Here is a 24,361-nt window from a genome sequence, read left to right on the forward strand (position 1 = left end):
GATTTCCTCGGGGTTTCGCCTTCCGGGTTCCCGCTTCCGCGTTTCCCTTTCCGGCGGCTCCGACTTTATCAGATGTTTCGTGCCGGACTGACCGGCCGAATTTTTCCGATTTATCGGGAGGGGCTTCGTCGAATTCTTGAATCTCGAGAAGCAGATAGATGCTTACGGTTGCCGCTGCGGGTCAGAGCCCAGCTCCAGGCAACTGTTCAAATCTACCTCCCCGCTCGGTCCGTGTCAACGGTTCCTGCGGGGCGAAGAGGAGACTAGCAGCTGAACGGAGCTCCACGCACATCAGGCGGCTGTCGGCACGACGGCGCTGCGTTCGGCCGTCTCCAGGTCGCCGGTCTCACCGGCCCGCGCCGCGCGTCCGCCCAGGACATAGACGTAGGCCAGGAAGGCCAGCTCCGCGACGACTCCGATGGTGATGCGGGCCCAGGTGGGAAGGCCGGACGGGGTGACGAAGCCTTCGATCGCGCCGGAGACGAAGAGGACCAGCGCCAGGCCGATCGCCATGGCCAGCGCTGCCCGGCCCTCCTCCGCGAGGGCTCTGCGTCGCGGGCGTGTCCCGGGGTCGATGAGAGTCCAGCCGAGGCGCAGGCCGGTGCCGGCGGCGACGAAGACCGCGGTCAGTTCGAGGAGGCCGTGGGGCAGCACGAGACCGAGGAAGGTGTCGAGCCTCCCCGCGGAGGCCATCAGTCCGAAGCCGACGCCCAGGTTGAGCATGTTCGTGAAGAGGATCCAGATGACCGGCAGGCCCAGGAAGACACCCAGGATCAGGCAGAGGGCGGCGGCCCATGCGTTGTTCGTCCAGACCTGGGCGGCGAACGAGGCCGCGGGGTTACTGGAGTAGTACGTCTCGTACTGGCCGCCGGGGCGGGTGAGCTCGCGCAGCTCGGCGGGTGCGGCGATGGATGCCTGGACTTCGGGGTGCGTGCCGATCCACCAGCCGAGGAGGGCCGCGACCGCGGTGGACAGGAGCGCGGTGGGCACCCACCAGTGGCGTGCCCGGTACACAGCGGCCGGGAAGCTGTGCGAGAGGAAGTGAGTGACGTCCCGCCAGGACGCGCGGCGGGTCCCCGTCACTGCGCCACGCGCGCGTGCCACCAGCTGGCTGAGCCTGCCGGTCAGTTGCGGGTCGGGGGCTGCGGACTGGATCAGCGAAAGGTGCGTGGCCGTGCGCTGGTAGAGGAGGACGAGTTCGTCGGCCTCGGCGCCGGTCAGCCGGCGCTGGCGCCGGAGCAGGGCGTCGAGGCGGTCCCACTCCGCGCGGTGGGCGGAGACGAAGACGTCCAGGTCCATCGGTGTGCCTGCTCCTCGGCTGTTCGTCGGCTCCCGCCGCGAGTTCTTCGTCGGTCGTACGGACCGGCCGGCTTGGTGGTACGGGATGATCGGCTGGTCGTACTGCGGTGCGATGTGCCATCAGCTTGGCAGACTGGCGGTGTTCCGGGCAGGGCAGGGGAAGGGCGGGCGGACGTGAGTGAGCTGGTGACGGGCGAGGCTGTGGCGTTGGAGCTGCGCCCCGCGAAGCTGCCCAGCAGGGCGCTGGCCGTGCTGCTCGATCTGGCCGCGGCCATGACGGTCTATGTCGCGGCGACCATCGCGCTGGTGGCTTCGACGTCTTCCCTGGACCAGGCGGCGCAGACGGCGATCTTCCTCGCGGTCTTTCTGTTGTTGCTGGTGGGCGGGCCGATCGCGGTGGAGACCCTCACCCACGGTCGATCGCTCGGGAAGGTGGCCTGCGGGCTGCGGGTGGTGCGGGACGACGGTGGGCCGATCCGTTTCCGGCACGCGCTGGTGCGAGGACTGATCGGAGTGATCGAGATCCTGATGACGATGGGCGTCATCGCGTGCATCGCCTCGCTCGTGTCGTCGCGGGGGCGACGGCTCGGGGACGTCTTCGCCGGGACACTCGTCGTTCGGGAGAGGCTGCCGGTCGGACCCGTGGGCTCGGTGCCACCACCTCCGCCCTGGCTGGCCGGCCGGTTCTCGGGGCTCGATCTGTCCGCGGTGCCGGACGGGCTGTGGCTCGCCGTACGCCAGTACCTGACGCGGATGCGGCAGCTGGACCCGCAGGTGGGGCAGGCGATGGCGGAGCGGCTGGCGGCGGATCTGGCGGACCGGACGGGGGCGCCGGTGCCGCAGGGCGTGCCGGCGGCGGCGTATCTGGCGGCGGTGGTGCAGGAACGGCAGGCCCGGGACGCGCGGCGTGCCTTCGGCCAGGGTGCCGGTGGAGCGGCCGCCATGGGCGGCGGGCCGGTCGGCGCATTCGGACCGGCGGGTCCGTACGCCCCGCCGCCCGTCGATCGGGCGGCTCCACCAACCGCATACCCCTCGCCCCCCGCTTCTCCGGCTTCTCCCCCGCCTGCGGCCGAAGGGCCGTCGACCGGGTTCGTGCCGCCGGCGTAGGGCGTACGGCGTTTTCGGGGCGGGCGCGCCCGGGGTGGGGGATCAGTCGAGCGCCGAGGGGGGTGACTCGAGGTCCTCGAGTTCGATGCCGGGGGCCGCGAGGACCACGTCCCCGGAGAGGTGCACGGTGTGCTGCTCACCCGTGTCCAGGGCTGTGACCTGGTATGCGTCCACGGTCAGGGGTCCGTTGTCAGTGGCGTGTGCTTCTCTTTCCACCAAGGTCCAGGACTGGTCCACGGTGAGCGGGGCGAGCACCGGGTCCGTGAAGGCGACGAGGCGCACGCGGGTGGCCGGGGCGGAAGGGGTGAGGCGCAGGAGACGGGCGGTGGCGATGAGGAACGCGGGCGAGGAGCCGGTGAAGGCGTGGGCGCGTGTATTGCCTTCGGTGGCGTGGGTTCCGGTGGGGTCGGTACGGACCCAGGTGACGCCGTCGAGGGCGGCGCCGCGAACCTGCCAGCTCGCGGCATGCAGTTCGAGTCGGATGGGGCGGCCGAGTTCGTCGAGCGCCAGGTCGACCGAGCCCAGGTGATCGCCGGACGGGGCGGTGAGCTGGGAGACGTAGCGCCAGCCGGAGGGACCGGGGGCGCAGTGGAAGTGCTCTTCGGCGAGAGGGGTGTGATCGTGCGGATCGTGGAGCGAATAGCGGCCGCGGGGCATGGAGGTCCTGGGTCTTGACGGGCGGGCCGGTTGTCCGGTCACTGGCCGGCCAACGGGACAGGCCCCCGTCACGGGGGTGCGGGGGCCTGTCCCGGATGGTCCTGCCGTCGGTGAGCGCGCCGGTGCACGGGCGCGCTCACCGTGGCGGGAGCCCCGGCCCGGTGGGCGTCGGCTCGGGCGCCGGACTCAGTAGCGGTAGTGGTCCGACTTGTACGGGCCCTCGACCGTCACACCGATGTACTCGGCCTGCTCGGGGCGGAGGGTGGTCAGCTTCACGCCGAGCGCGTCGAGGTGCAGCCGGGCCACCTTCTCGTCCAGGTGCTTGGGCAGCACGTAGACGCCGGTCGGGTACTCGTCGGGCTTGGTGAACAGCTCGATCTGGGCCAGGGTCTGGTCCGCGAAGGAGTTGGACATCACGAACGACGGGTGGCCGGTGGCGTTGCCCAGGTTCAGCAGGCGGCCCTCGGAGAGGATGATGAGGACCTTGCCGTCGGGGTAGGTCCAGGTGTGGACCTGCGGCTTGACCTCGTCCTTGACGATGCCGGGGGTCCTGGCAAGGCCGGCCATGTCGATCTCGTTGTCGAAGTGGCCGATGTTGCCGACGATGGCCTGGTGCTTCATCCTGGCCATGTCCGAGGCCATGATGATGTCCTTGTTGCCGGTCGTGGTGACGAAGATGTCGGCCTGGTCGACGACCTCGTCCAGCGTCGTGACCTGGTAGCCGTCCATCGCCGCCTGCAGGGCGCAGATCGGGTCGATCTCGGTGACGATCACGCGGGCGCCCTGGCCGCGCAGGGACTCCGCGCATCCCTTGCCGACGTCGCCGTAGCCGCAGACGACCGCGGTCTTGCCGCCGATCAGCACGTCCGTGGCACGGTTGATGCCGTCGATCAGGGAGTGGCGGCAGCCGTACTTGTTGTCGAACTTCGACTTGGTGACGGCGTCGTTGACGTTGATCGCCGGGAACAGGAGGGTGCCGTCGCGGTGCATCTCGTACAGGCGGTGGACGCCGGTCGTGGTCTCCTCGGTCACGCCGCGGATCTCGGACGCCAGCTGGGTCCACTTCTGCGGGCTCTCGCTCACCGTGCGGGTGAGGAGTTCGAGGATGACGCGGTGCTCGTCGGACTCTGCGGTGTCGACCGAGGGAACCTTGCCGTCCTTCTCGTACTCGACGCCCTTGTGGACCAGGAGGGTGGCGTCACCGCCGTCGTCCAGGATCATGTTCGGGCCGCCGGTGGCGGTGTCCGGCCAGGTCAGCGCCTGCTCCGTGCACCACCAGTACTCCTGAAGCGTCTCGCCCTTCCAGGCGAAGACGGGGATGCCCTGCGGGTTCTCGGGCGTGCCGTTCGGGCCGACGGCGATGGCGGCCGCGGCGTGGTCCTGGGTGGAGAAGATGTTGCAGGACGCCCAGCGGACCTGAGCGCCGAGGGCGGTCAGGGTCTCGATGAGGACGGCGGTCTGCACGGTCATGTGCAGGGAGCCGGTGACACGGGCGCCGGCCAGGGGCTGTGCCTCGGCGTACTCCTTGCGGATCGCCATCAGGCCCGGCATCTCGTGCTCGGCCAGGGTGATCTCCTTGCGGCCGAAGGCGGCCAGGGAGAGGTCGGCGACCTTGAAGTCCTGTCGGGTGTCGACAGTCGTCATGGAGAGCTGCTCCTCGGGGTGTGGGTCGAGGTGGGTACGGCTGTTCTGCGCGGCGGACACAGGAGTGCCCGGGGAGGGCACAGGCATGCCCCGCGTGCGCGCAGCGCAGTCCGTCGGAGGCCCTCTCTCCCTCGGCCGGTCCGCAGGGGGACCGCCCGACCGCCATCAGCAGCGACGTCTGGCTCCGTCCCAAGCTACACCGCCGGGCGGGGCCGCCCCCAGCCGGTTGCCGAACACATCAGGCCGAACACTGAGGGCGATGAGAGGTGGGGCAAAGAACGGCGGGCAACGGCGAGGAGCCGTGGTGAACGGCGGGGAACGGCCACGACCACCGGAGCCGGTGGTCGTCACCGGTCGGTGGTCGTGGCCGATCAGGAGGTGCGCCGGCCGGCAGGGCCGGACGGGCGCGGGCTCAGTGCTCCGTCGGTGCGGGGCCTCCGGGGCTGGCTGCGGCGTCGGCGCCCTTGGCGGCCTCGGTCTCGCTGTAGATGTCGGGCTCCAGGTAGATCACACGGGCGATCGGGACGGCCTCGCGGATGCGGGACTCGGCGGCGTCGATGGCGGCGGCGATCTCCGCGGCCGTGTCGTCGTGCCGTACGGCGATCTTCGCGGCGACCAGCAGCTCCTCGGGGCCGATGTGGAGGGTGCGCATGTGGATGATGCGGGTGACGGTGTCGCCGTCGACGACGGCGGCCTCGATCTTCCGGGTCTCCTCGGCTCCCGCGGCCTCGCCGAGCAGCAGGGACTTCGTCTCGAGTGCGAGGACCACGGCGATCAGGATCAGCAGGACGCCGATGCAGAGGGTGCCGATGCCGTCCCAGACGCTGTCGCCGGTGAGCAGGGCCATGCCGACGCCGCCGAGGGCGAGGACGAGGCCGACGAGGGCGCCGAGGTCCTCCAGGAGGACGACCGGCAGCTCGGGGGCCTTGGCGTGGCGGACGAACTCCTTCCAGGAGCGCTCGCCGCGCACCGCGTTGGACTCCTTGATGGCGGTACGGAAGGAGAAGGTCTCGGCGATGATCGCGAAGACCAGGACGCCGACCGGCCAGTACCAGTTCTCCAGCTCGTGCGGGTGCTTGATCTTCTCGTAGCCCTCGTAGAGGGCGAACAGGCCACCGACCGAGAACAGCACGATGGAGACGAGGAAGGCGTAGATGTAGCGCTCGCGGCCGTAGCCGAAGGGGTGCTGCGGGGTGGCCTGCCGCCTGGCCCGCTTGCCGCCGAGCAGCAGCAGGGCCTGGTTGCCGGAGTCGGCGACGGAGTGCACGGATTCGGCGAGCATCGACGAGGAGCCGCTGAAAAGGTACGCCACGAACTTCGCTACCGCGATCGCGGCGTTGGCGACGAGTGCCGCAACGATCGCCTTGGTGCCGCCTGACGCGCTCATGTGTACGCGTTGTCCCTTCGTACGCCGTTGACGGGCCCGGGTCGGCGTCTTCTTACGCCGCCCGGGGTGTTGACCGTCCTGTAACGGGGGGACATTGTTGCAGCCCGATCGGGCCGCGGTGTGTCAGACCGTCGTCACCGGCCGGTCAGACGACGACCGTGGCCCTGAACAGAGTTCCGGTACCGGACACTTCGGCCTTTTCGCCTGCGGGGACGAACACGGAGGTGCCCGGGGACAGTTCGTGCTCGCCCGCACGCAGGGAGCCGGCGGTGCAGAGCAGGATCTGGGGGGCGGCCCGCGTGAGGTCGTGGGTGGTGCCGCCCGCGGGCAGGACGTAGCGGGAGAGCCGGAACTCGTCGATGGGGGTGTCGTAGAGCTCCTCGCCGTCGGGTGCGGCCTCCGGGCGCAGCACTCCGGGGTCACCGGCCTCGAAGCGGACGATGCGCAGGAGTTCGGGGACGTCCACGTGCTTGGGGGTCAGTCCGCAGCGCAGCACGTTGTCGGAGTTGGCCATGATCTCGACGCCGAGGCCGTTCAGGTAGGCGTGCGGGACGCCGGCACCGAGGTAGAGGGCCTCGCCGGGCTGGAGCCGGACGTGGTTGAGGAGCATGGCGGCGATGACGCCGGGGTCGCCCGGGTGGTGGTGGGCGATGGCGGCGTACGGGGCGTGGTCGCCGCCGAGGCGGTCGCAGGCGGCGGCCGCCTCGGTGACGGTGTGGGCCATCTCGTCCCGGTCGGCGGTGAGGATCGCGGTGAGGACCTCGCGCAGGGCCGCTTGCTCGGGGTGCGCGTGCAGCAGGTCGACGTACGGCTTGAGGGAGTCCACGCCGAGGGCGTCGAGCAGTTCGGCGGCGCGCAGCGGGTCGCGGAAGCCGCAGAGGCCGTCGAAGTCGGTGAGGGCGCAGATCAGTTCGGGCTTGTGGTTGGCGTCCTTGTAGGTGCGGTGCGCGGCGTCGGCGGGGACGCCGCGTCGCTCCTCGTCCGCGTATCCGGCCTTCGCCTGGTCCAGGTCGGGGTGGACCTGGAGGGACAGGGGCGCGCCGGCGGCGAGGAGCTTGAGGAGGAAGGGCAGGCGCGGGCCGAACTTCTCGGCCGAGGCCGCGCCGAGTTCCCGCTCCGGATCGGCGTCGATGACCTCGGCGAGTGTGCCCCGGCCGGTGCGCGAGGGCGCGCCGGGGTGAGCACCCATCCACATCTCCGCCTGCGGCTCGCCGGTCGGTTCGACACCGAGGAGCCGGGCGATGGCGGTGGTGGAACCCCAGGCATAGGGGCGGACGGTGTTGTCGAGGCGATCCATGGGGTTCTCTCTGGGTCGTTCGGCAGGTTCTCGGCGGAGGACGGAGGGGCGGCGTGCGCGGTGGTACGTGCGTGCGTGCACGGTGGTACGTGCGTGCGCGGCAGGCCCGACGTCCTCGGAAGTCCTGGTCAGAACATCCGCGCCGGCCCTGTTCCTCGCATGATCAGGCTCTTGAGGTGAGCGCCAGGTAAACGGCGGCGAAATCCGTGACGGCGATCAGTTCGGCGAGGGTCTCCAGTTCGCCGCCCTCCTCCGGTTCCAGTTCGCTGATCGGTGTGTCGTGGCCGAGGGCCAGCTCACGGGCGGCCGGGGCGGCGGTGAGGCCGCCGATCGGACGGTCGCGGAGCAGCACCACGCGCGCGTGGAGGGCGGGCGTCTCCTCCACGCGGTCACGGAAGAAGTCGTCCGGGTCGGCGCGGCCCGCGAGCGGGCCTGCCAGCAGGGCGTTGTGCGAGCCGAGTGCCTCGGGGAGTTCGGCGACGACGGCGGGGGTGCCGGACAGTTCCGCGAGCGCGGCGGCGAAGCGGCGGCCCGCCGGGCCGGCCGAGGTGCCCTCGGTCCACACGACGGGGAGCGCGTCGGCGAGTTCGGCGGCCAGGGTCTTGGCGGGGTTGCTGTAGGTGGCGACGGCCGGGCCGCAGCGTTCGGCGATGCGGTCGAGGCGGTCGGCGACCTTCTCCAGGACGTCCGGCGGGGCGGTGAGCAGCCCGGCGCGGTCCAGGAGCGCGAGCAGCGGGGTGAGCAGCGCCCACAGGACTCCGGGGGCGGAGGCGGCGAGTTCCTCGTCCTGCTCGTAGGACGCGGTCGCCATGGGGACGAACAGGCTGTGGGAGCCGCTGGCCGTCTCGGCGAGCGGGGTCCGGGCGGGGGCCACGGCGACGACGGTGCAACCGCGGCGGTAGGCCTGCTCGGCGAGCAGGGACAGGCCCGGCTCGGTGCCGTCCGGGGTGGCGATCAGGAGCAGGTCCACGGAGCCGGCCCAGCCGGGCAGCTCCCAGCGCAGCGCGCCCGCGGCGGAGGCCACGCCGGTGGGTGCGAGCCGGGTGACGGGGCTGCCGGCGCCGGCGAGCGTGCCGAGGAGGTCGGCGGTCTGGGTGGCGGCCGCGCCGGGGCCCGCGATGAGGACGGCGCGGGGACGGCCGTCCGGTTTGAGGTCGTGGACACCGGCCTCGGCGGCGTACCGGGCGGCGGTGCGGACACGGGCGCCCGCCTCGGCCGCGCCGCGGAGCAGCCCGCGGCGGTCGGCCTCGGCGAGGCCCTCCGGTGAGTCCAGCAGCGATTCGTCGAGCATGGGGCGGCAGTCTCCGATCGGCGGGGCGGCGGTACGCGGGGCGGCGGATCCGCTGGTGCGCAGGACCGCCGGATCGTCACTCACCCGGGGCGGCGGGCCTCGTCGACGAGGAGGACGGGAATGCCGTCGCGGACCGGGTACGCCAGGCCGCACTCCTGGCCGGTGCAGATCAGCTCGTTGTCCTGCTCCTTGAGGGAGGAATGGCAGGCCGGGCAGGCGAGGATCTCCAGGAGGCCGGTTTCCAGCGGCATGGGGTGGGTTCCCTTCGGGGCGGGCGTATGCGGATGTGCCCGGTCAGGGTACCGCCGGTGGGGGCACTGCGGGCGGGCGGCGGAGGGTGTGCCCGGCGCTCCGGTCCGGCGGGAGTGCGGTGGCCGCCGGCGTACTCCCTGACGTGCCCGTCCGTGAGAGCCGGCCCCGGGCCGCGGGCCTTCGGACGGCACGTCAGGGGGTACGCCCCGAGCGGGCCGTCGCGGTTTCGGGCCGGAATCCCCTGACGCGGTGCCCGGGAGAGCCGGGGTCTGTCCGGCGGATCGAGTCGGAGGTGACCGGCGGCGTCTTCCCGGCGGGGGGAGCGGGGTCCCGGTGCGTGCGACCGCAAGGCGGAGGAGGGCGTCGACGCGATGGGCCCCTCCCGCACACGGGGCCCGGCCGTACGGCCGCCGTCCCGTCCGGCCGCACGGGACGGACGTGTGACGGGCCGTACGGGACGCTGCGCCGGCCGCGGAACCGGCCGCGGCTCCGCCCCGGGCGTCAGCCTCTGATGACGGCCAGGGCCTCGTCGCGGATTCTGGCCATGGTGGCCTGGTCGCGGGCCTCCGCGTTCAGGCGGAGGAGGGGTTCCGTGTTGGAGGGGCGGACGTTGAACCACCAGTCGGCGGCGGTGACGGTGAGGCCGTCCAGTTCGTCCAGGGTGATGCCGTCGCGGCCCTCGTACGCGGCCCTGATCGCCGTGAGGCGGGCCGCCTGGTCGTCGACCGTGGAGTTGATCTCGCCGGAGCCCGCGTAGCGGTCGTACTGGTCGACCAGGGCGGACAGGGTGCCCTGCTGGCCGCCGAGGGCGGCGAGGACGTGCAGGGCGGCGAGCATGCCCGTGTCGGCGTTCCAGAAGTCGCGGAAGTAGTAGTGCGCCGAGTGCTCGCCGCCGAAGATCGCGCCGCTGGTGGCCATCTCGGCCTTGATGAAGGAGTGGCCGACGCGGGTGCGTACCGGCGTGCCGCCGTTCTCCTCGACGACCTCCGGCACCGACCAGGAGGTGATCAGGTTGTGGATGACCGTGCCCTTGCCGCCGTTGCGGGCGAGTTCGCGGGAGGCCACCAGGGCGGTGATCACGGACGGGGAGACCGGCTCGCCGCGCTCGTCGACGACGAAGCAGCGGTCGGCGTCGCCGTCGAAGGCGAGGCCGAGGTCGGCCCCCTCCTCACGGACCCGCTGCTGCAGGTCGACGAGGTTGGCCGGGTCGAGCGGGTTGGCCTCGTGGTGGGGGAAGGTGCCGTCGAGTTCGAAGTACATCGGGACGACGGTGAGCGGCAGGCCGGCCAGGACGGTGGGGACGGTGTGCCCGCCCATGCCGTTGCCCGCGTCGACGACGACCTTCAGGGGCCGGACGGAGGTCAGGTCGACGAGGGAGCGCAGGTGTGCCGCGTAGTCGTCCAGCGTCTCGCGCCGGGTGACGGTCCCCGCCGTGGCGGCCGGCTCGGGGCGGCCCGACTCGCTCCACTTCTCGACGAGTCCGCGGATCTCGGTCAGGCCGGTGTCCTGGCCGACCGGCGCGGCGCCCGCGCGGCACAGCTTGATGCCGTTGTACCGGGCCGGGTTGTGCGAGGCGGTGAACATCGCGCCGGGCAGGTCCAGTGCGCCCGAGGCGTAGTAGAGCTGGTCCGTGGAGCAGAGGCCGATCTCGGTCACGTCGACGCCCTGTGCCGCGGCGCCGCGGGCGAAGGCGCCCGACAGGCCGGGCGAGGAGGGCCGCATGTCGTGCCCGGTGACGATGGCACTCGCGCCGGTCACCCGTGCGAAGGCGGCGCCGAAGAGTTCGGCCAGGGACTCGTCCCACTGGTCGGGGACGACCCCGCGTACGTCGTACGCCTTCACGATCTGTGACAGATCAGCAGCCACGGCCAGCCCTTCCGGAGGTCCTGTCGGTCACCACAAACTACCCGCAGGGGGTGACACTGCGCTGCGGGCGGTCCGTGGTGGGCGACGGGCACCGGGCCGGGGCAGCATCCGTCCGAGGACGAAGGTGCTCCGCCCCACCACGACCAGGCGAAGGAGCGGCCCACCCGGACAACCGGCGTGGCCGTGTGAGCGGCCGCGCAGGCGAGGGCCGTTCAGGGATCAGGCGTCAGAGCCGGCGCGCGTCGTCCGGCATCAGTTGTCGGGAGAGCGGAGCACGCGCAGGTGGCCGCGTCGCGCGACCTCCATCGGGTCCGCGCCGCGCCCGCCGCCGGCCGCCCGCTCCTGGGGCCGGGCCGCTTCGCGCACCGCGTCCGCGAGCGCTTCGAGGTCGTCCCCGCTGGGCCGCGCCGGGGCCGAACCGTCGAGCAGACGGACGACCTCCCAGCCGCGCGGTGCGGTGAGGCGCTCGGAGTGCTCGGCGCACAGGTCGTAGCAGTGGGGTTCGGCGTAGGTGGCGAGCGGGCCGAGGACCGCGGTCGAGTCGGCGTAGACGTACGTCAGCGTCGCGACGGCGGGACGGCCGCAGGCGGTGCGCGAACAGCGACGTACAGGGCTCACGATGTTGGACGGTACCGCACTCTTGAGCGGGCCGCGACGACTCCCCACCCGCGCGCTCCCCCGTGTCGTGGCCTGAAATGCCCCACACGCCCCTCTCGGCACACCCCTTTGACCTGCTCCGACGCTCGCATTCCGAACATCCGCGGATCCCGCTCCGGTCATCACTTGGTACAAATACTGTCAAATACCTTGAGATCACCGATGCGTGAAAGATATGGAATCGAGTCGAACCTTGGCCGGAACGGTCATGCGACGGCGCCGTGCGGGAGCCGGGATCCGAAGCGGGCGGGGGTCTGCTTCCGGGCCCGTGCGGGACCGGGGCCCGGAAGCCGTGTGGGTGCCGGGCGCGTCGGACCGGCGGAGACTACGCTTCACCGTGATGGACACCCCTGTGACGCCCCGTGCCGCCGACCGCGGGCCCCGCCGTCGTGATCGCCACGGCCGGGGCATGCGCGGGCCGATCGCGCCTCCCCAGGTGCCGCTCGCCGCCAGCCGCGCGGAGACGTTCGCGGATCTGGTGCAGGACTCCGTGGAGCGGCTGGAGCGGCGGTGGCCGCAGCTGGCCGACATCGACTTCCTCGTGCTGGAGGTCCCGCGCCTGGACGCGCCCGGAGCGGGATGGAGCGACGAGCCGGTGCCGCTGGGCGGCACCGTGCCGACCCGCGAGGGGTGCCCCGCGCGGGTCGTGATCTACCGCCGGCCGGTGGAGATCCGCACCAAGGGGCGCGACGAGCGGGCGGCGCTGGTCCACGAGGTCGTCGTGGAGCAGGTCGCCGAGCTGCTGGGACTGACGCCGGAGACCGTGGATCCCCGGTACGGCGAGGACTGACGGCCGAAGGCTGTCGGCGGTCCCTACTCCTGCAGGACCGACAGGTCCTCCCGCGTCTGCGGGACCGCCACCATGCCCCGGTCGTCGGGGAGGGTCTGGACCGTGAAGGCCGGGACGCCGTCCTTCGTGGCGGTGAGGGTCCGTGAGGCGTACACAGGTGTGCCGTCCGACTCGGGCTCGACCGTCAGCGCGTACGTGCCCGCGACGTCGTCCGGGGCCGGAACCTCGATGTTCTGGGTGGTACCGGCCTTGATCGTGTATGTCTCGGTCACCGGCGTACCGCCCTCGCTGCCCGCGGAGGCGGTGACCTCGACCTTGGCGGCGCCCTCGGGCGCGGTCACGGCGAGGGTGCTGCCCTTGGCCGTGTTGTCGACGGACGTCGCCCGCACCCCGACCTCGCGGGCCGCCGGGACGAAGGCCGACTCCTGGCTGTCCCCCTTGCCGCGCAGCACCCGGACGGCCGCCACGACGGGCACCGGAGCGCCCGTCGGCGTGAGGACCAGGGAGCCCGCCTCGCCGCGCGTGACGTCGCCGAGGTCGACGGCGGTCGTCATGCCGCCCTTCACGTGCACCGTCTCGTTGCCGGCCGGTGTGATCAGCCCGGAGGGCGATGCGAGCTGCACCTTCAGGTCGGCGTCGACGGTGCCGGGTGTGAAGGCGATCAGGCGTACGGCGGTGGCGTCCTCGGGGATGCCGGGCAGGACGAGGCTGCCCGCCGGATCGGCCGACGCTGCCAGCCAGTCACCGCCGAGCGAGTCGTCCAGGGCCTGTACTGCCGCGCCGACCCGCCCGCTGCGGACGACGACGTGGACCGTCACGTCGGCCTGCTCCTCGTCGGTGAGCGTGGACAGCAGCACCGGTTCGGAGGAGTGCGGCTTGACCGTGATGCCCTCTCCCACCGTGGTCTCGAGGGCCCCGTCCTTGCCGTAGACCTCGATGTCCACGACGGCGGCGGAGTCGTCGGGGTTGGTCAGGTGGACGTAGTCGGTGCGCTCGGTCGCGGTGCTCGCGCCGGGGAACCAGAACTCCGTGTCCGGGGCGGAGCAGTTGACGCCCTGCAGACCCCGGCCGGTGCCCGCGGCGACCTCGGTGGTCTGCTGCACGGTCCAGCCGGGGGCGAAGCGGCCCTCGGCGGTGCCGACGAGCGCGGGTGCCTCACCACCGGAGGCATCCACGGTGACCGGCCTGCCGGGCTCCTCCTTGTGCTCCAGCGCCGGCTTCCCGGGCTTCGCGGACCCGGTGTCCTTCTCCCCGTCGCCGTCCTCTGCGCCCTCCTCGGCGTCTTCGTCCGTGCCCTCCTCCGTGCCCTCCTCGCCCTCCTCCGCGGGCTGTCCCGTGGCGGCCGGCTGGAGCCGGGCACTGCCCTCGCTCTCCGTGCCCTTCGTGACGGGCGTGAAGGACGTGTACGTCGTCTCGGCGAGGTCGGAGCCGCTGGGCGCCGGGCACAGCAGGCTCGAGCGCTCCACGGGCAGGTGGGCCGCCGCCGCCGCGACGCCGTCGTCCGCGGCCGTGGGGTCCGGCGCGGTCAGGACGGCGAAGCCGGTGACGGCGGCGAGTGCGGTGGCTCCCGCGATCAGGGACAGGGTGGTGCGGTTCACTGCTGGCTCCCGTCGGGACGCTCACTGCCCGGCTGGGGGCGGTGCGGCTGCTCGGGGTCGTACGACGCGTCGTAGCCCTGTGCGTAGGTCTGGTCGTAGCCGTCGTGACCCCCGTAGCCCTGCCCGTACGCCGACGGGTCGTACGCGCTCGGGTCGTACTGCGGCTGCTGGGGCGTGCCGTCGTAGGCGTACGGGTCGTACTGGCCGGCCTGGTCGTACTGGCCGGCCTGGTCGTACTGGCCGGCCTGGTCGTACTGGCCGGCCTGGCCGGCCTGGCCGGCCTGGTACGGGTCCGCCGGGTACGGCTGTCCGTAACCGTCCGTCGCGTACCGCTGTTGCTGCCCCTGTTGTGACGGCGGCTGCTGCTCTCCCTGCGGGTACGGGGCGGCTGCGCTGTAGGCGCCGTCGTACCCGGGGTCCGGATCCGGGTCCGGGTAGCTCGACGCGTCCCATTCGTCGTAGGGCCGCTGCTGCAAAACGGCCGCGGGAGCCGGTTCCCGGGGGACGTCGAATTCGTCGTCCGCCCTCCCGGTCACACCGTCGTCCGCGCCTGCTTCCCCGGCGGCGGCCGCGGCTTCCGCCTCCGCCTGGGCGCGCAGGCGCCGGGCGCGGCGGCCGTCACCGGCGAGCGCCTCTTCAGGGACGGCCGGCTCCTCGGGCATGTCGTCGTCGACGTCGCGGCGCCGGCCGGGCAGCGCGAGTACGACGAGGACGACGGCGAGCAGCCCCTGCGCCCACAGCCACACGGTGTGGGTGAACGGGTCCTCGTAGGTGACGGCCAACTGTCCGCCGGCGGCCGGGAGCCGGAAGCCCTGGGCCCAGCCGTCGACCGTGGTGCGGGTCAGCGGCTTGCCGTCGAGGGTGGCGGTCCAGCCCTCGGCCGCGGCGTCGGCCAGGCGCAGGACGCGCCCCTCGGCGCCGTCGGGGATCTCGGTGCTGATCCCGACCGGTCCGGCGGCCACGGCCTGCGGCTCGCCCTCGCCGCCCTCGGCGGGGACGATGGTCGCGCGGGCCACGTTCTGGTCTACGCGCCACAGCGCGCCACCCGCCTGCTGGCTGAGCCGGGTCAGGCCGGGCGTGGCGTCCAGGACGCGGGTGACCTCACGGGGAGCGCCCGGGTGGACGAGGACGTAGCGCACCGCGAATCCGCCGAGCTGGTCGGCCTGGTCGGCGCCGGAGCCGGCGACGAGGTTGGCGACGATCTTGTCGAGCCCGGTGGTCACACCGCTCGCGGCGGCGGTCTCGGCGTCGCCCATGCGGGCACCGGAGCCGCGGACCAGTACGTAGTCGACGCGGGCGGCAAAGGCGCTGTCGAGGACGAGGGTGCGGGCCTGGTCGCGGGTGCCGCTCTCCTCGGCGACGAACGCGGGCACCTGCACGGGGTCGCGCCGCTCGAGCGGTCCGTCGGCGCCGCGGAGCACCCAGCCGGCGGCGGCCAGCAACGGGCCGGCCGCGCAGGCGAGGGCGATCAGCACGGCGACCGGCTGGCGCCAGCCGAAGCTCTGCTCGGCGACACGCGCGCGGGCCCCGTCGGCGCCGAGCGTGGCCGCGGCCAGCAGGGCGATGCCGTAGACGAGGGTCGCGGGCCCCGCCCAGGTGGAGCCGTTGGACAGGACCGCGAAGACGAGTCCGACCAGGGCGGCCGTCCAGGCGGCGCGGATGGCGACGAGTCGCTCGGAGCGGAGCAGGGCCGCGAGGGCGGCGAGCACGATGCCGACGAGCACCGGTCCGCCTACCGCGCCGGGGCCGCCGGGGCTCGCGCCGAGCAGGTCGAGGGCGGAGGCGGCGGAGGCGCCGTACTCCAGGCCCGCCTCCTGGAAGAAGCCGAACGGGAGCAGCGACAGCGACCAGGGGGCGAGGACCAGCAGCGGGGTGCCGAGCTGGGCCAGGAAGCGGAGCCCGTGGGCCAGGAGGTCGGACCTGCGCAGGGCGAGGACGCCGAGGCCGAGGGACAGGGCGATGGGCCACACGATCGGGGTGAACGCGGTGGCGAGGGTGAGCAACAGCGCGTACGCCCAGGTCGCGCGCCAGCTGCCACGGACACCGGGGTCGTCGGTGAGTCCGCTCGCGGCGATGCCCGCGCGGGCGATCAGCGGCAGCAGCACGGCGAGGACGGCGGTGCCGATCCGGCCGCCGGCGAGGGCGCCCGCGACGGCGGGCAGGAAGGCGTAGGCGACGGCGGCCCAGGCGCGCAGCAGCCGGGACTCGACGAGCGGGCGGGAGGCGAAGTAGGCGGTGAGGCCGGCCAGCGGCACCGAGCCGATGAGCAGGACCGTCACGGCGAGCCCGGCCGAGCCGAGCATCAGGGTGGCCAGGGACGCCACGAGGGCGAGGTAGGGCGGTGCGGAACCGGTGCCGCCGGCGCCCACCGCGTGCCAGGCGTCCGTGTAGCGCGCCCACAGCTCGCCGGAGCCGGCGGGGGCGGGCAGCAGGGCGCCGCCCGCGAGCGCGCCGCTGCCGAGCAGGGTGCGGCAGGCCGCGAGGGAGACGAGCAGCAGGAGCAGGAAGAGCACCGGGCCGGGCTTGCGGGCGATCCGCTTGAGCCGGGCGAACTGCTCGACCTCGATGAAGTCGGCGTCGTCCCCGCCGGGGCCGGACTCGACGGCGCCGCCGTGCCGTCCGGCGCCGGTGGTGATCTCGGGGTCGGAGCGGCGGACGAGGCTGCTCGCGGCCTGCTCGACGGTGACGCGGACGGTCGCGCCGGGGGGCGGGAACAGCGCCCGCAGTTCGCCCTTGTCGATCTGCGGGCCGCCGCGGCGGCGCCGTCCGGCGAGGATGCGTTCGGGCCGCAGCAGAGTGCCCACGAGGCCGCGTATCTCGTCCACGGCCTGCCCGGGGACCTTGCCGACGAGGTAGGCGAAGGTCCGCAGCACGGTGCCGAGGACGAGCCGCAGCAGCACCCAGGGCAGTGCCGCGGTGCGGGTGTTGACGAGCAGGGTGTGGACGGCGCCCGCCTTGTCCACCTTGTGCGGGGAGGCGGCGGTGCGGCCCACGCAGTCGACGGCGCGGCGCTCGCGGGAGGCGGCCTCGGCGTGCCGTACGACCGCGTCGGGGGCGACGAGCACCCGGTGTCCCGCCGCGTGCGCGCGCCAGCACAGGTCCACGTCGTCCCGCATCAGGGGCAGGTGCCGGTCGAATCCGCCGAGTTCGTCGAAGACGTCGCGGCGGATCAGCATGCCCGCGGTGGACACCGACAGGACGGACCGGACCTGGTCGTGCTGTCCCTGGTCCTGCTCACGGCGGTCCAGGCCGGTCCAGCGGCGGCCGGAGTTGGCGATGGAGACACCGACCTCCAGCAGTTGCCGGCGGTCGTACCAGCCGCGGAGCTTGGGGCCGACGACGGCGACGTCGTCCCGGCCGAGTTCGTACTCGTTCTCCACGACGCCCAGCAGCCGGGCCAGCGCGTCGGGTTCGGGGGCGCAGTCGTCGTGCAGCAGCCACAGCCACTGCACCGGTTCCCCGTGCGGGAGGTCGGGCAGGTCGTACGCGTCGTCGTGCCAGCTGCGCGTGACCGGGTCCCAGCCGCTGGGCCGCTTCAGGTAGGGCAGGTCGTCCGGGGTGAGGTCCGGCGCGGCACGGTGACACTCCTCGACGGCCTGGCCGAAGCCGGTGCGCCGGGCGAGGTGCAGGACGTGGTCGTCGCCGAGGGCTTCGGTGACCAGCCGGGCGGAGTCGTCCGCACTGCCGGTGTCGGCGCCCATGGCGAACTGGACGGGGCGTTCCTGGCCGAGTAGCCCGGCGAGCGCGTCGGGCAGCCAGCGGGCTCCGTCGTGGGAGACGAGGACCGCGGTCACCACATGACGCGGGAACTCTGGTGCGGCAGCGGCGTCTTGGCGGGCTGCCGGGTGGCTGTGCACGGACATCGAGGTACGGGCCCCGGTTCAGTGGACTGTGGGGGACGCCCGTGCCCGGTGGGGGCGGCGTGGCGTCTCGGACGAGCAACCACACTATCGGCTGGGCAGCAAGGCGGCCCGCCGCCTGTGGACAACCCACACGCGACGGGTCGCAAGTGAACTGCGGATACATTCCGGCCATCTGACGCATGAACGGACAAGGCGCGCATACGGTGCGGCGTGCGCGACGCGTCGCCCCTCAGACGGCGGCCTTCTTCAGCCGACGGCGCTCACGCTCGGACAGGCCGCCCCAGATGCCGAAGCGCTCGTCGTTGGCGAGGGCGTATTCGAGACACTCGGAGCGGACTTCACAGGAGAGGCAGACCTTCTTGGCCTCCCGGGTGGAGCCGCCCTTCTCGGGGAAGAACGACTCGGGGTCGGTCTGGGCGCACAGCGCGCGCTCCTGCCAGCCGAGCTCCTCGTCCGCGTCGTCGACCAGCAGTTGCTGCACCAGCTCCGTCATGTGCGCCCCTCGTCCGTCTTTCGCGTCCCCGTGATGCTGCCGTTACCGATTCCGGCCGAACGACACGAGTGAAATTACAAGTGCGCCGATCCGGGCGAGTCAAGCCGAGATCTGCTATTGGCTCCCTTATTCACTCTGCGGAACCAAGCCCAAGCCGAAAGTGTTCAAATCGCCATAAACGTTGACACGCTGATGGACCCTCAGGGCGACCCGCCCCCCGCAGAGCCTCCACGGAGGAGGACGCCCGGGCGATCGATCCCGTTGGCCCACTCACGCCACAGCGACCCGGATCACATTCGGATCACAGGGTCGCAACGGCACTTGCGCACCCGACCGTGTGCCCCTTGTGTCCCCGGAACCACGTGAGCAAACCTTTCGCCTCACAGGTGAACCTGATGAGGTGAACCGTGTCCCACGATCCGGGCGTCGAGTTGACACTGGAGGTGTGAGCCGCTGTCCTTGTGGACATGCTCGCGAACCCGGCACTCGCCTCGACCCGCTCCGCCGGGTCCCTCGGTGCTGCCCACGCTCGCTGTAGCTGTCGCTGTTCCGGTTGTTGAGCCCAACGCGCTCCGGCCCTTCGAGTCACCCTCGACTCGACCGCTGTCCCCTCCGCTCCCATCAGGGCACTTCCCGCCGCCGTCCGTGACCCGGACACACGCGGCACGTCGTCTGTGACAGGCCGGTTCTCCGCACGGCCCGCACGGCGGCCGCACCCCCCGCCTCCCGAGTGCTTCTTCACCGCTCCCCCACCGCTCACCGACCCTTCCCGACCGCTTCTCCGCCGAGGAACCACCGCATCCATGAACAGCGACAGTGACCTCCAGATCGCCGGCGACATCCTCGAAGTACCGCACCTCCTGCAACCCCCGCGCGAGCACCCGACGACCGTCGCCGAGTTCGTCGGCCTGGCCCGCTCGCTCGCCGCCGACCGGTCCCAGTGGGAGCATCTGGTGCGGTACGACGCGAGCAGCCGCTGGTACCACCGGCTGCGCGCCGTTCCCCGGGCTCCCGGCTCCGCCCGAGCAGGGGAGACCCCCGTCGGCTACGAGGTGTGGCTGCTGTCCTGGGTGCCCGGACAGGGCAGCGGTCCGCACGACCACGGCCGTTCCTCCGGCATCCTGACCGTCCTGGACGGCTCCCTCACCGAGCGCACCGAACGCGGCACACGCACGCTGACCGCGGGCACGGAGCGGGTCTTCGCCCCGGGCTACGCGCACGAGGTCGTCAACGACGCGCTGGAGCCGGCGGTCAGCCTGCACGTGTACTACCCGGGCCTGACCGAGATGCCGATGCACCCGGCCGCCCTGCAGCGCGAGGCACGGACGGAGCGCAGGCCGGCCGCCCGGCCCGCCACGCACGCCCCCGCCCGGCCGCCCGTGTGACGGACCGGCCGGCACGGTGCCGCGTCCCGCCCGGCGGCTGACAGACTGTTTCCCATGCGCATTGTGGTTCTGGCAGGCGGCATCGGCGGTGCCCGTTTCCTGCGCGGTCTGAAGCGGGCCGTGCCGGACGCGGACATCACGGTCATCGGCAACACCGGGGACGACATCCACCTCTTCGGGCTGAAGGTCTGCCCGGACCTCGACACGGTTATGTACACCCTCGGCGGCGGCATCGACGAGGAACGGGGCTGGGGGCGGACCGACGAGAGCTTCCGGCTCAAGGAGGAGCTGGCGGCGTACGGCGTCGGCCCGGGGTGGTTCGGGCTCGGCGACCGGGACTTCGCCACGCACATCGTGCGGACGCAGATGCTCGCCGCCGGCTATCCGCTGAGCGCGGTGACCCAGGCCCTCTGCGAGCGCTGGCAGCCGGGCGTCCGGCTGATCCCGATGACCGACGACCGCGTGGAGACGCATGTCGCCGTCACCCTGCCCGACGGTGACCCGTCGGCGGGGCCGTCGGCGGGGTCCGGGACCGGGGAGAACCCGCCGGACTCCGCGCCGGACTCCGCGGCAGGCTCCGCGCCGGGTTCCGGGACGCGCAGGGCGATCCACTTCCAGGAGTACTGGGTGCGGCTGCGGGCGTCGGTCCCGGCCGAGGCGGTCGTGCCGGTCGGCGCGGAGCAGGCGAAGCCGGCGCCGGGGGTGCTGGAGGCGATCGCCGCGGCCGACGTGATCCTCTTCCCGCCGTCCAATCCGGTCGTCTCCATCGGCACGATCCTCTCCGTCCCCGGCATCCGGGAGGCGATCGCCGAGGCGGGCGTGCCGGTGGTCGGCCTGTCGCCGATCGTCGGCGACTCGCCCGTACGCGGCATGGCCGACAAGGTGCTCGCGGCGGTGGGAGTCGAATCCACGGCGCGGGCGGTGGCCGAGCACTACGGCTCGGGCCTGCTGGACGGCTGGCTGGTCGACACGGTCGACGCGGCGAGCGCGGAGCACGTCGAGGAGGCGGGCATCCGCTGCCGGGCCGTGCCCCTGATGATGACCGACGTCGACGCCACCGCGCGGATGGCCCGGGAGGCGCTCGCTCTGGCGGAGGAGGTGCGGGCGGTTTGAACGGCACGCGTGCGCACGACGGCGTACCCGCGGGTGACGCGGCGTCCGGCGGCTACCGGGTGTGGGCCGTCGCGGGGCTGCCCGAGGTCCGGCAGGGGGACGACCTCGCGAAGCTGATCGCGGCCGCGGAGCCGGGGCTGGCCGACGGGGACGTGCTGCTCGTCACCTCCAAGATCGTCTCCAAGGCGGAGGGCCGGGTGCGGGAGGCCGCCGACCGGGAGGCCGCGATCGACGCGGAGACGGTACGGGTGGTGGCCCGGCGCGGTCCCCTGCGCATCGTCGAGAACCGGCAGGGCCTCGTCATGGCCGCGGCCGGGGTCGACGCCTCCAACACGCCCTTCGGCACGGTGCTGTTGCTCCCCGAGGATCCGGACGCGTCCGCGCGGGCGATCCGCGAGGGCCTGCGGGACACCCTCGGGGTCACGGTCGGCGTGCTGGTCACCGACACCTTCGGACGCCCCTGGCGGGCGGGACTGACGGACGTCGCGATCGGCGCCGCGGGCGTCCACGTCCTGGACGACCTGCGCGGTGGAACGGACGCGTACGGCAATCCGCTGGGCGCCACCGTGGTCGCCACCGCCGACGAACTCGCCGCGGCGGGCGACCTGGTCAAGGGCAAGGCCGCGGGCCTGCCGGTGGCGGTCGTACGCGGGCTGCCCGCACTGGTGGCGGCCGACGGCGAGCACGGCGGAGGCGCGCGGGCCATGGTCCGCGACTCCCGTGACGACATGTTCCGGCTCGGTACGTCGGAGGCGGTACGGCAGGCGGTGACCCAGCGCCGCACGGTACGGGCCTTCACCGACGAGCCGGTCGACCCGGGGGCGGTGCGCCGCGCGGTGGCCGCGGCCGTGACGGCTCCGGCCCCGCACCACACCACCCCGTGGCGGTTCGTCCTGCTGGAGTCGCGGGAGTCCCGGACCCGGCTGCTCGACGCGATGCGGGACGCCTGGATCGCGGACCTGCGCCGGGACGGCAAGTCGGAGGAGTCCGTGGCCAAGCGGGTCCGCCGCGGCGACGTCCTGCGCAACGCGCCCTGCCTGGTCGTGCCCTGCCTGGTCATGGAGGGCTCGCACACCTACGGGGACGCTCGGCGGGACGGCGCGGAGCGGGAGATGTTCGTGGTCGCGGCGGGCGCCGGCGTGCAGAACTTCCTGGTCGCCCTGGCCGGTGAGCGGCTGGGCTCGGCCTGGGTGTCGTCGACGATGTTCTGCCGGGACGTGGTCCGCGAGGTCCTGGACCTGCCGACGGGCTGGGACCCGATGGGCGCGGTGGCGGTGGGCCACCCCGCCGGGGAGCCCCGCCCGCGGCCGGAACGGGACGCGGGCGCGTTCATCGCCGTGCGATGAACGGACGGCGATGAGCCGGACGGGACGCGCGGGGCGTCTACCCTCGTAGGCACCCCGCCTTCCCCCACCTCCGCACCACTCCCCCTTCGCCCCTACCCCCCGGGACCCCTCCGTGGCAGGACGTTTCGCTCCCCGGCCCACCCCCCGGCCCGTTCCCCGCCCCGCTCCTACGACCGTGCGGGACGGGCGGGCCGTCGAACCCGCGGGGGTGCCGCGGCAGGCGTCGGCCCCGCCCGTCCCGTCCTTGGTCCGGACGTGGGCGCCGGACGGGCCGCTGGACCTCGGCCTGGTCCTCGGGCCACTGCGGCGCGGGGCCTCGGACCCGACGTTTCGCGCGATGCCGGACGGTTCCGTGTGGCGGACGAGCCTGACACCCGCCGGGCCGGGCACGCTGCGGGTGACGCGGTACGGCGGCGAGGTGCGGGGCGAGGCGTGGGGCCCGGGGGCCGGGTGGTTCCTGGACCGGCTGCCCGACCTGCTCGGCGCCGCCGACGACCCGGCCGCGTTCGTCCCCCGGCACAGACTGCTGGCGCTCACCCGGCACCGCCGGCCGGGGCTGCGGCTGGCCCGGACCGGGCTGGTGCTGGAGTCGTTGATCCCGTCGGTCCTGGAGCAGAAGGTCACCACCGGTGAGGCGTACCGGGCGTGGCGGCTGCTGGTCCACAAGTACGGGGAGCCGGCCCCCGGGCCCGCACCCGAGCGGATGGCGGTGATGCCGTCGCCCCGGACCTGGGCGCTGATCCCCTCCTGGGACTGGCACCGGGCCGGTGTCGACGACAAGCGGGCGTCCGCGGTGCTGCGGGCGGTGCGGGTCGCGGCACGGCTGGAGGAGGCGGCCGGGATGGCTCCGGCGGCGGCGAGGGGACGACTGGAACTGGTGCCGGGCATCGGGCCGTGGACGTCGGCGGAGACGGTGCAGCGCAGTCACGGCGCGCCGGACGAGGTGACCACGGGGGACCTGCATCTGCCGGGCATCGTGGGGTGGGCGCTGGCCGGGAACCGGGACGCGGACGACGCGGCGATGCTAGAACTGCTGGAGCCGTATGCCGGTCAGCGGCACCGGGCGGCGCGGCTGATCCTGCTGAGCGGACGGACGCCGGCGCGGCGGGCGCCGAAGATGCCGCGCTGGGACATCGGACGGCTGTGAGGCCCGAGCCCCGCAGCCGTCCGGCCCCCTGTCCGTGTCCTCTGCCCCCTGCCCCCTGTCCGTGTCCTCTGCCCACGCCTCGGCTACTCGTCCGAGGAGAACCGCACCGACCCCGCCGGGATCCGCGCGTCGCACCAGACCCTGACTCCGTCCCGGAGTTCGTTGCGGGCGCCGACGACCGCGCCGTCGCCTATCACCGTCCCGGTGAGGACCGACCGCTCCCCCACCCGCGCACGCGTGCCGATCAGTGAGTCGGTGACGACCGCGCCGGGTTCGATGACCGCGCCCGGCAGGATCGTGCTGCCGAAGACGCGCGCGCCCTCCGCCACGAACGCGCCCTCGCCCACCACGGTCCCGCCCGCCAGCTTGGCGTCCGGTGCCACCCGCGCCGTCGGCAGGACCAGCCGGTCGCCGCAACGCCCCGGGACCGCCGGGGACGGGGCGCGGCCCAGTACCAGGTCCGCGGAGCCCCGGACGAAGGCCGCCGGGGTGCCGAGATCCAGCCAGTACGTGGAGTCGACCAGGCCCTGGAGATGGGCTCCGGCCGCCAGCAGCCCCGGGAACGTCTCCCGCTCCACCGACACCGGCCGGCCCGTGGGGATCGTGTCGATGACCGAGCGGCGGAAGACGTACGCCCCCGCGTTGATCTGGTCGGTGACGATCTCCTCGGGTGTCTGCGGTTTCTCCAGGAACGCCAGGACGCGGCCCGTGTCGTCGGTGGGGACCAGGCCGTACGCCCTCGGATCCGTCACCTTCGTCAGGTGCAGCGAGACGTCGGCGCCCGTCGTCTCGTGGGTGTGCACCAGCGCCCGGATGTCCAGGCCCGTGAGGATGTCGCCGTTGAAGATCAGCACCGGTTCGTCGGGGCCGGAGTGCAGCCGGGAGGCGACGTTGCGAATGGCGCCGCCGGTGCCCAGCGGCTCCTCCTCCGTCACGTACTCGATGTGCAGCCCCAGCGACGCCCCGTCGCCGAAGTACGGCTCGAAGACCTCGGCCAGATAGGACGTGGCCAGGACGATGTGCTCGACGCCCGCCGCTCTCGCTCTCGCCAGTTGGTGCGTGAGGAAGGGCACTCCGGCCGCCCGGACCATGGGCTTCGGTGTGCGCACCGTGAGCGGGCGCAACCGTGTGCCCCTGCCGCCGACCAGGAGGATCGCTTCTGTCACCTG

At 73.1% G+C, this 24,361-nt stretch carries 19 protein-coding genes; 6 read left to right on the forward strand and 13 right to left on the reverse strand.

From position 1 onward, the window contains the following. Window positions 1-291 precede the first annotated feature (291 nt). Window positions 292-1,299 (reverse strand): stage II sporulation protein M, encoded by a 1,008-nt coding sequence (locus ACWZEH_RS13270; RefSeq protein ID WP_456198349.1) that lies wholly within the window; start codon window positions 1,297-1,299, stop codon window positions 292-294. Between the two features lie 174 nt (window positions 1,300-1,473). On the opposite strand from ACWZEH_RS13270, the gene ACWZEH_RS13275 reads away from it, so the two are divergent. Beyond that, the gene (locus ACWZEH_RS13275) at window positions 1,474-2,406 is read left to right on the forward strand and encodes an RDD family protein (RefSeq protein WP_456198350.1); all 933 of its coding nucleotides are present in this window, start codon (window positions 1,474-1,476) and stop codon (window positions 2,404-2,406) included. A gap of 42 nt (window positions 2,407-2,448) precedes the next feature. Here ACWZEH_RS13275 and ACWZEH_RS13280 read toward each other — a convergent pair whose 3' ends face one another. The 8 genes from ACWZEH_RS13280 to ACWZEH_RS13315 all read right to left on the reverse strand — a co-directional run bounded on the left by ACWZEH_RS13280 (window position 2,449) and on the right by ACWZEH_RS13315 (window position 11,466). After that, entirely contained in the window at window positions 2,449-3,063 is a 615-nt protein-coding gene (locus tag ACWZEH_RS13280; RefSeq protein ID WP_456198352.1) for a hypothetical protein, read from the reverse strand. Between the two features lie 186 nt (window positions 3,064-3,249). Continuing rightward, window positions 3,250-4,707, reverse strand: coding sequence for an adenosylhomocysteinase (gene ahcY, locus ACWZEH_RS13285; RefSeq protein ID WP_456198354.1), 1,458 nt, complete (start codon window positions 4,705-4,707; stop codon window positions 3,250-3,252). Window positions 4,708-5,119: 412 nt separating this feature from the next. Next, window positions 5,120-6,094 (reverse strand): cation diffusion facilitator family transporter, encoded by a 975-nt coding sequence (locus ACWZEH_RS13290; protein WP_456198356.1) that lies wholly within the window; start codon window positions 6,092-6,094, stop codon window positions 5,120-5,122. 145 nt (window positions 6,095-6,239) lie between these two features. Continuing rightward, complete coding sequence (manA, locus tag ACWZEH_RS13295; RefSeq protein WP_456198358.1) at window positions 6,240-7,391, reverse strand: mannose-6-phosphate isomerase, class I; 1,152 nt, start codon at window positions 7,389-7,391, stop codon at window positions 6,240-6,242. A gap of 163 nt (window positions 7,392-7,554) precedes the next feature. Continuing rightward, the gene (locus ACWZEH_RS13300) at window positions 7,555-8,682 is read right to left on the reverse strand and encodes an SIS domain-containing protein (RefSeq protein WP_456199583.1); all 1,128 of its coding nucleotides are present in this window, start codon (window positions 8,680-8,682) and stop codon (window positions 7,555-7,557) included. Window positions 8,683-8,762: 80 nt separating this feature from the next. Next, entirely contained in the window at window positions 8,763-8,933 is a 171-nt protein-coding gene (locus ACWZEH_RS13305; protein ID WP_456198360.1) for a Trm112 family protein, read from the reverse strand. A 502-nt stretch (window positions 8,934-9,435) separates the two neighbouring features. Continuing rightward, complete coding sequence (locus ACWZEH_RS13310; protein WP_456198362.1) at window positions 9,436-10,800, reverse strand: phosphomannomutase/phosphoglucomutase; 1,365 nt, start codon at window positions 10,798-10,800, stop codon at window positions 9,436-9,438. Between the two features lie 252 nt (window positions 10,801-11,052). Next, window positions 11,053-11,466, reverse strand: a complete 414-nt coding sequence (locus tag ACWZEH_RS13315; protein WP_456198364.1) for a DUF3499 domain-containing protein — start codon at window positions 11,464-11,466, stop codon at window positions 11,053-11,055. A 331-nt stretch (window positions 11,467-11,797) separates the two neighbouring features. Here ACWZEH_RS13315 and ACWZEH_RS13320 point away from each other — a divergent pair, with 331 nt between their 5' ends. Continuing rightward, window positions 11,798-12,247: a metallopeptidase family protein gene (locus ACWZEH_RS13320; protein ID WP_456198366.1), complete on the forward strand. Its 450-nt coding sequence runs from the start codon at window positions 11,798-11,800 to the stop codon at window positions 12,245-12,247. Between the two features lie 23 nt (window positions 12,248-12,270). Here the strand turns inward: ACWZEH_RS13320 and ACWZEH_RS13325 are convergent, their stop codons facing one another. The 3 genes from ACWZEH_RS13325 to ACWZEH_RS13335 all read right to left on the reverse strand — a co-directional run bounded on the left by ACWZEH_RS13325 (window position 12,271) and on the right by ACWZEH_RS13335 (window position 18,201). Continuing rightward, window positions 12,271-13,845, reverse strand: a complete 1,575-nt coding sequence (locus ACWZEH_RS13325; protein WP_456198368.1) for a DUF5719 family protein — start codon at window positions 13,843-13,845, stop codon at window positions 12,271-12,273. Further along, the gene (locus ACWZEH_RS13330; RefSeq protein WP_456198370.1) at window positions 13,842-17,708 is read right to left on the reverse strand and encodes a glycosyltransferase family 2 protein; all 3,867 of its coding nucleotides are present in this window, start codon (window positions 17,706-17,708) and stop codon (window positions 13,842-13,844) included. The genes ACWZEH_RS13325 and ACWZEH_RS13330 overlap by 4 nt, the downstream gene beginning before the upstream one ends. Window positions 17,709-17,937: 229 nt before the next feature. Then, the gene (locus ACWZEH_RS13335) at window positions 17,938-18,201 is read right to left on the reverse strand and encodes a WhiB family transcriptional regulator (protein ID WP_003990679.1); all 264 of its coding nucleotides are present in this window, start codon (window positions 18,199-18,201) and stop codon (window positions 17,938-17,940) included. Window positions 18,202-19,004: 803 nt separating this feature from the next. Between ACWZEH_RS13335 and ACWZEH_RS13340 the strand changes: the two genes are divergently transcribed. From ACWZEH_RS13340 to ACWZEH_RS13355, 4 genes are all read left to right on the forward strand, one after another. Beyond that, complete coding sequence (locus ACWZEH_RS13340; RefSeq protein ID WP_456198372.1) at window positions 19,005-19,586, forward strand: cysteine dioxygenase; 582 nt, start codon at window positions 19,005-19,007, stop codon at window positions 19,584-19,586. A gap of 54 nt (window positions 19,587-19,640) precedes the next feature. Then, window positions 19,641-20,699: a 2-phospho-L-lactate transferase gene (locus tag ACWZEH_RS13345; RefSeq protein WP_456198374.1), complete on the forward strand. Its 1,059-nt coding sequence runs from the start codon at window positions 19,641-19,643 to the stop codon at window positions 20,697-20,699. Then, the gene (locus tag ACWZEH_RS13350) at window positions 20,696-22,045 is read left to right on the forward strand and encodes a coenzyme F420-0:L-glutamate ligase (protein WP_456198376.1); all 1,350 of its coding nucleotides are present in this window, start codon (window positions 20,696-20,698) and stop codon (window positions 22,043-22,045) included. The genes ACWZEH_RS13345 and ACWZEH_RS13350 overlap by 4 nt, the downstream gene beginning before the upstream one ends. A gap of 112 nt (window positions 22,046-22,157) precedes the next feature. Further along, entirely contained in the window at window positions 22,158-23,192 is a 1,035-nt protein-coding gene (locus ACWZEH_RS13355) for a DNA-3-methyladenine glycosylase family protein (protein ID WP_456198378.1), read from the forward strand. An 83-nt stretch (window positions 23,193-23,275) separates the two neighbouring features. Here the strand turns inward: ACWZEH_RS13355 and manB are convergent, their stop codons facing one another. Then, window positions 23,276-24,358, reverse strand: a complete 1,083-nt coding sequence (gene manB, locus ACWZEH_RS13360) for a mannose-1-phosphate guanylyltransferase (protein ID WP_456198380.1) — start codon at window positions 24,356-24,358, stop codon at window positions 23,276-23,278. Between the last annotated feature and the right edge of the window lie 3 nt (window positions 24,359-24,361).

Source organism: Streptomyces yamdrokensis (genome assembly GCF_053890455.1).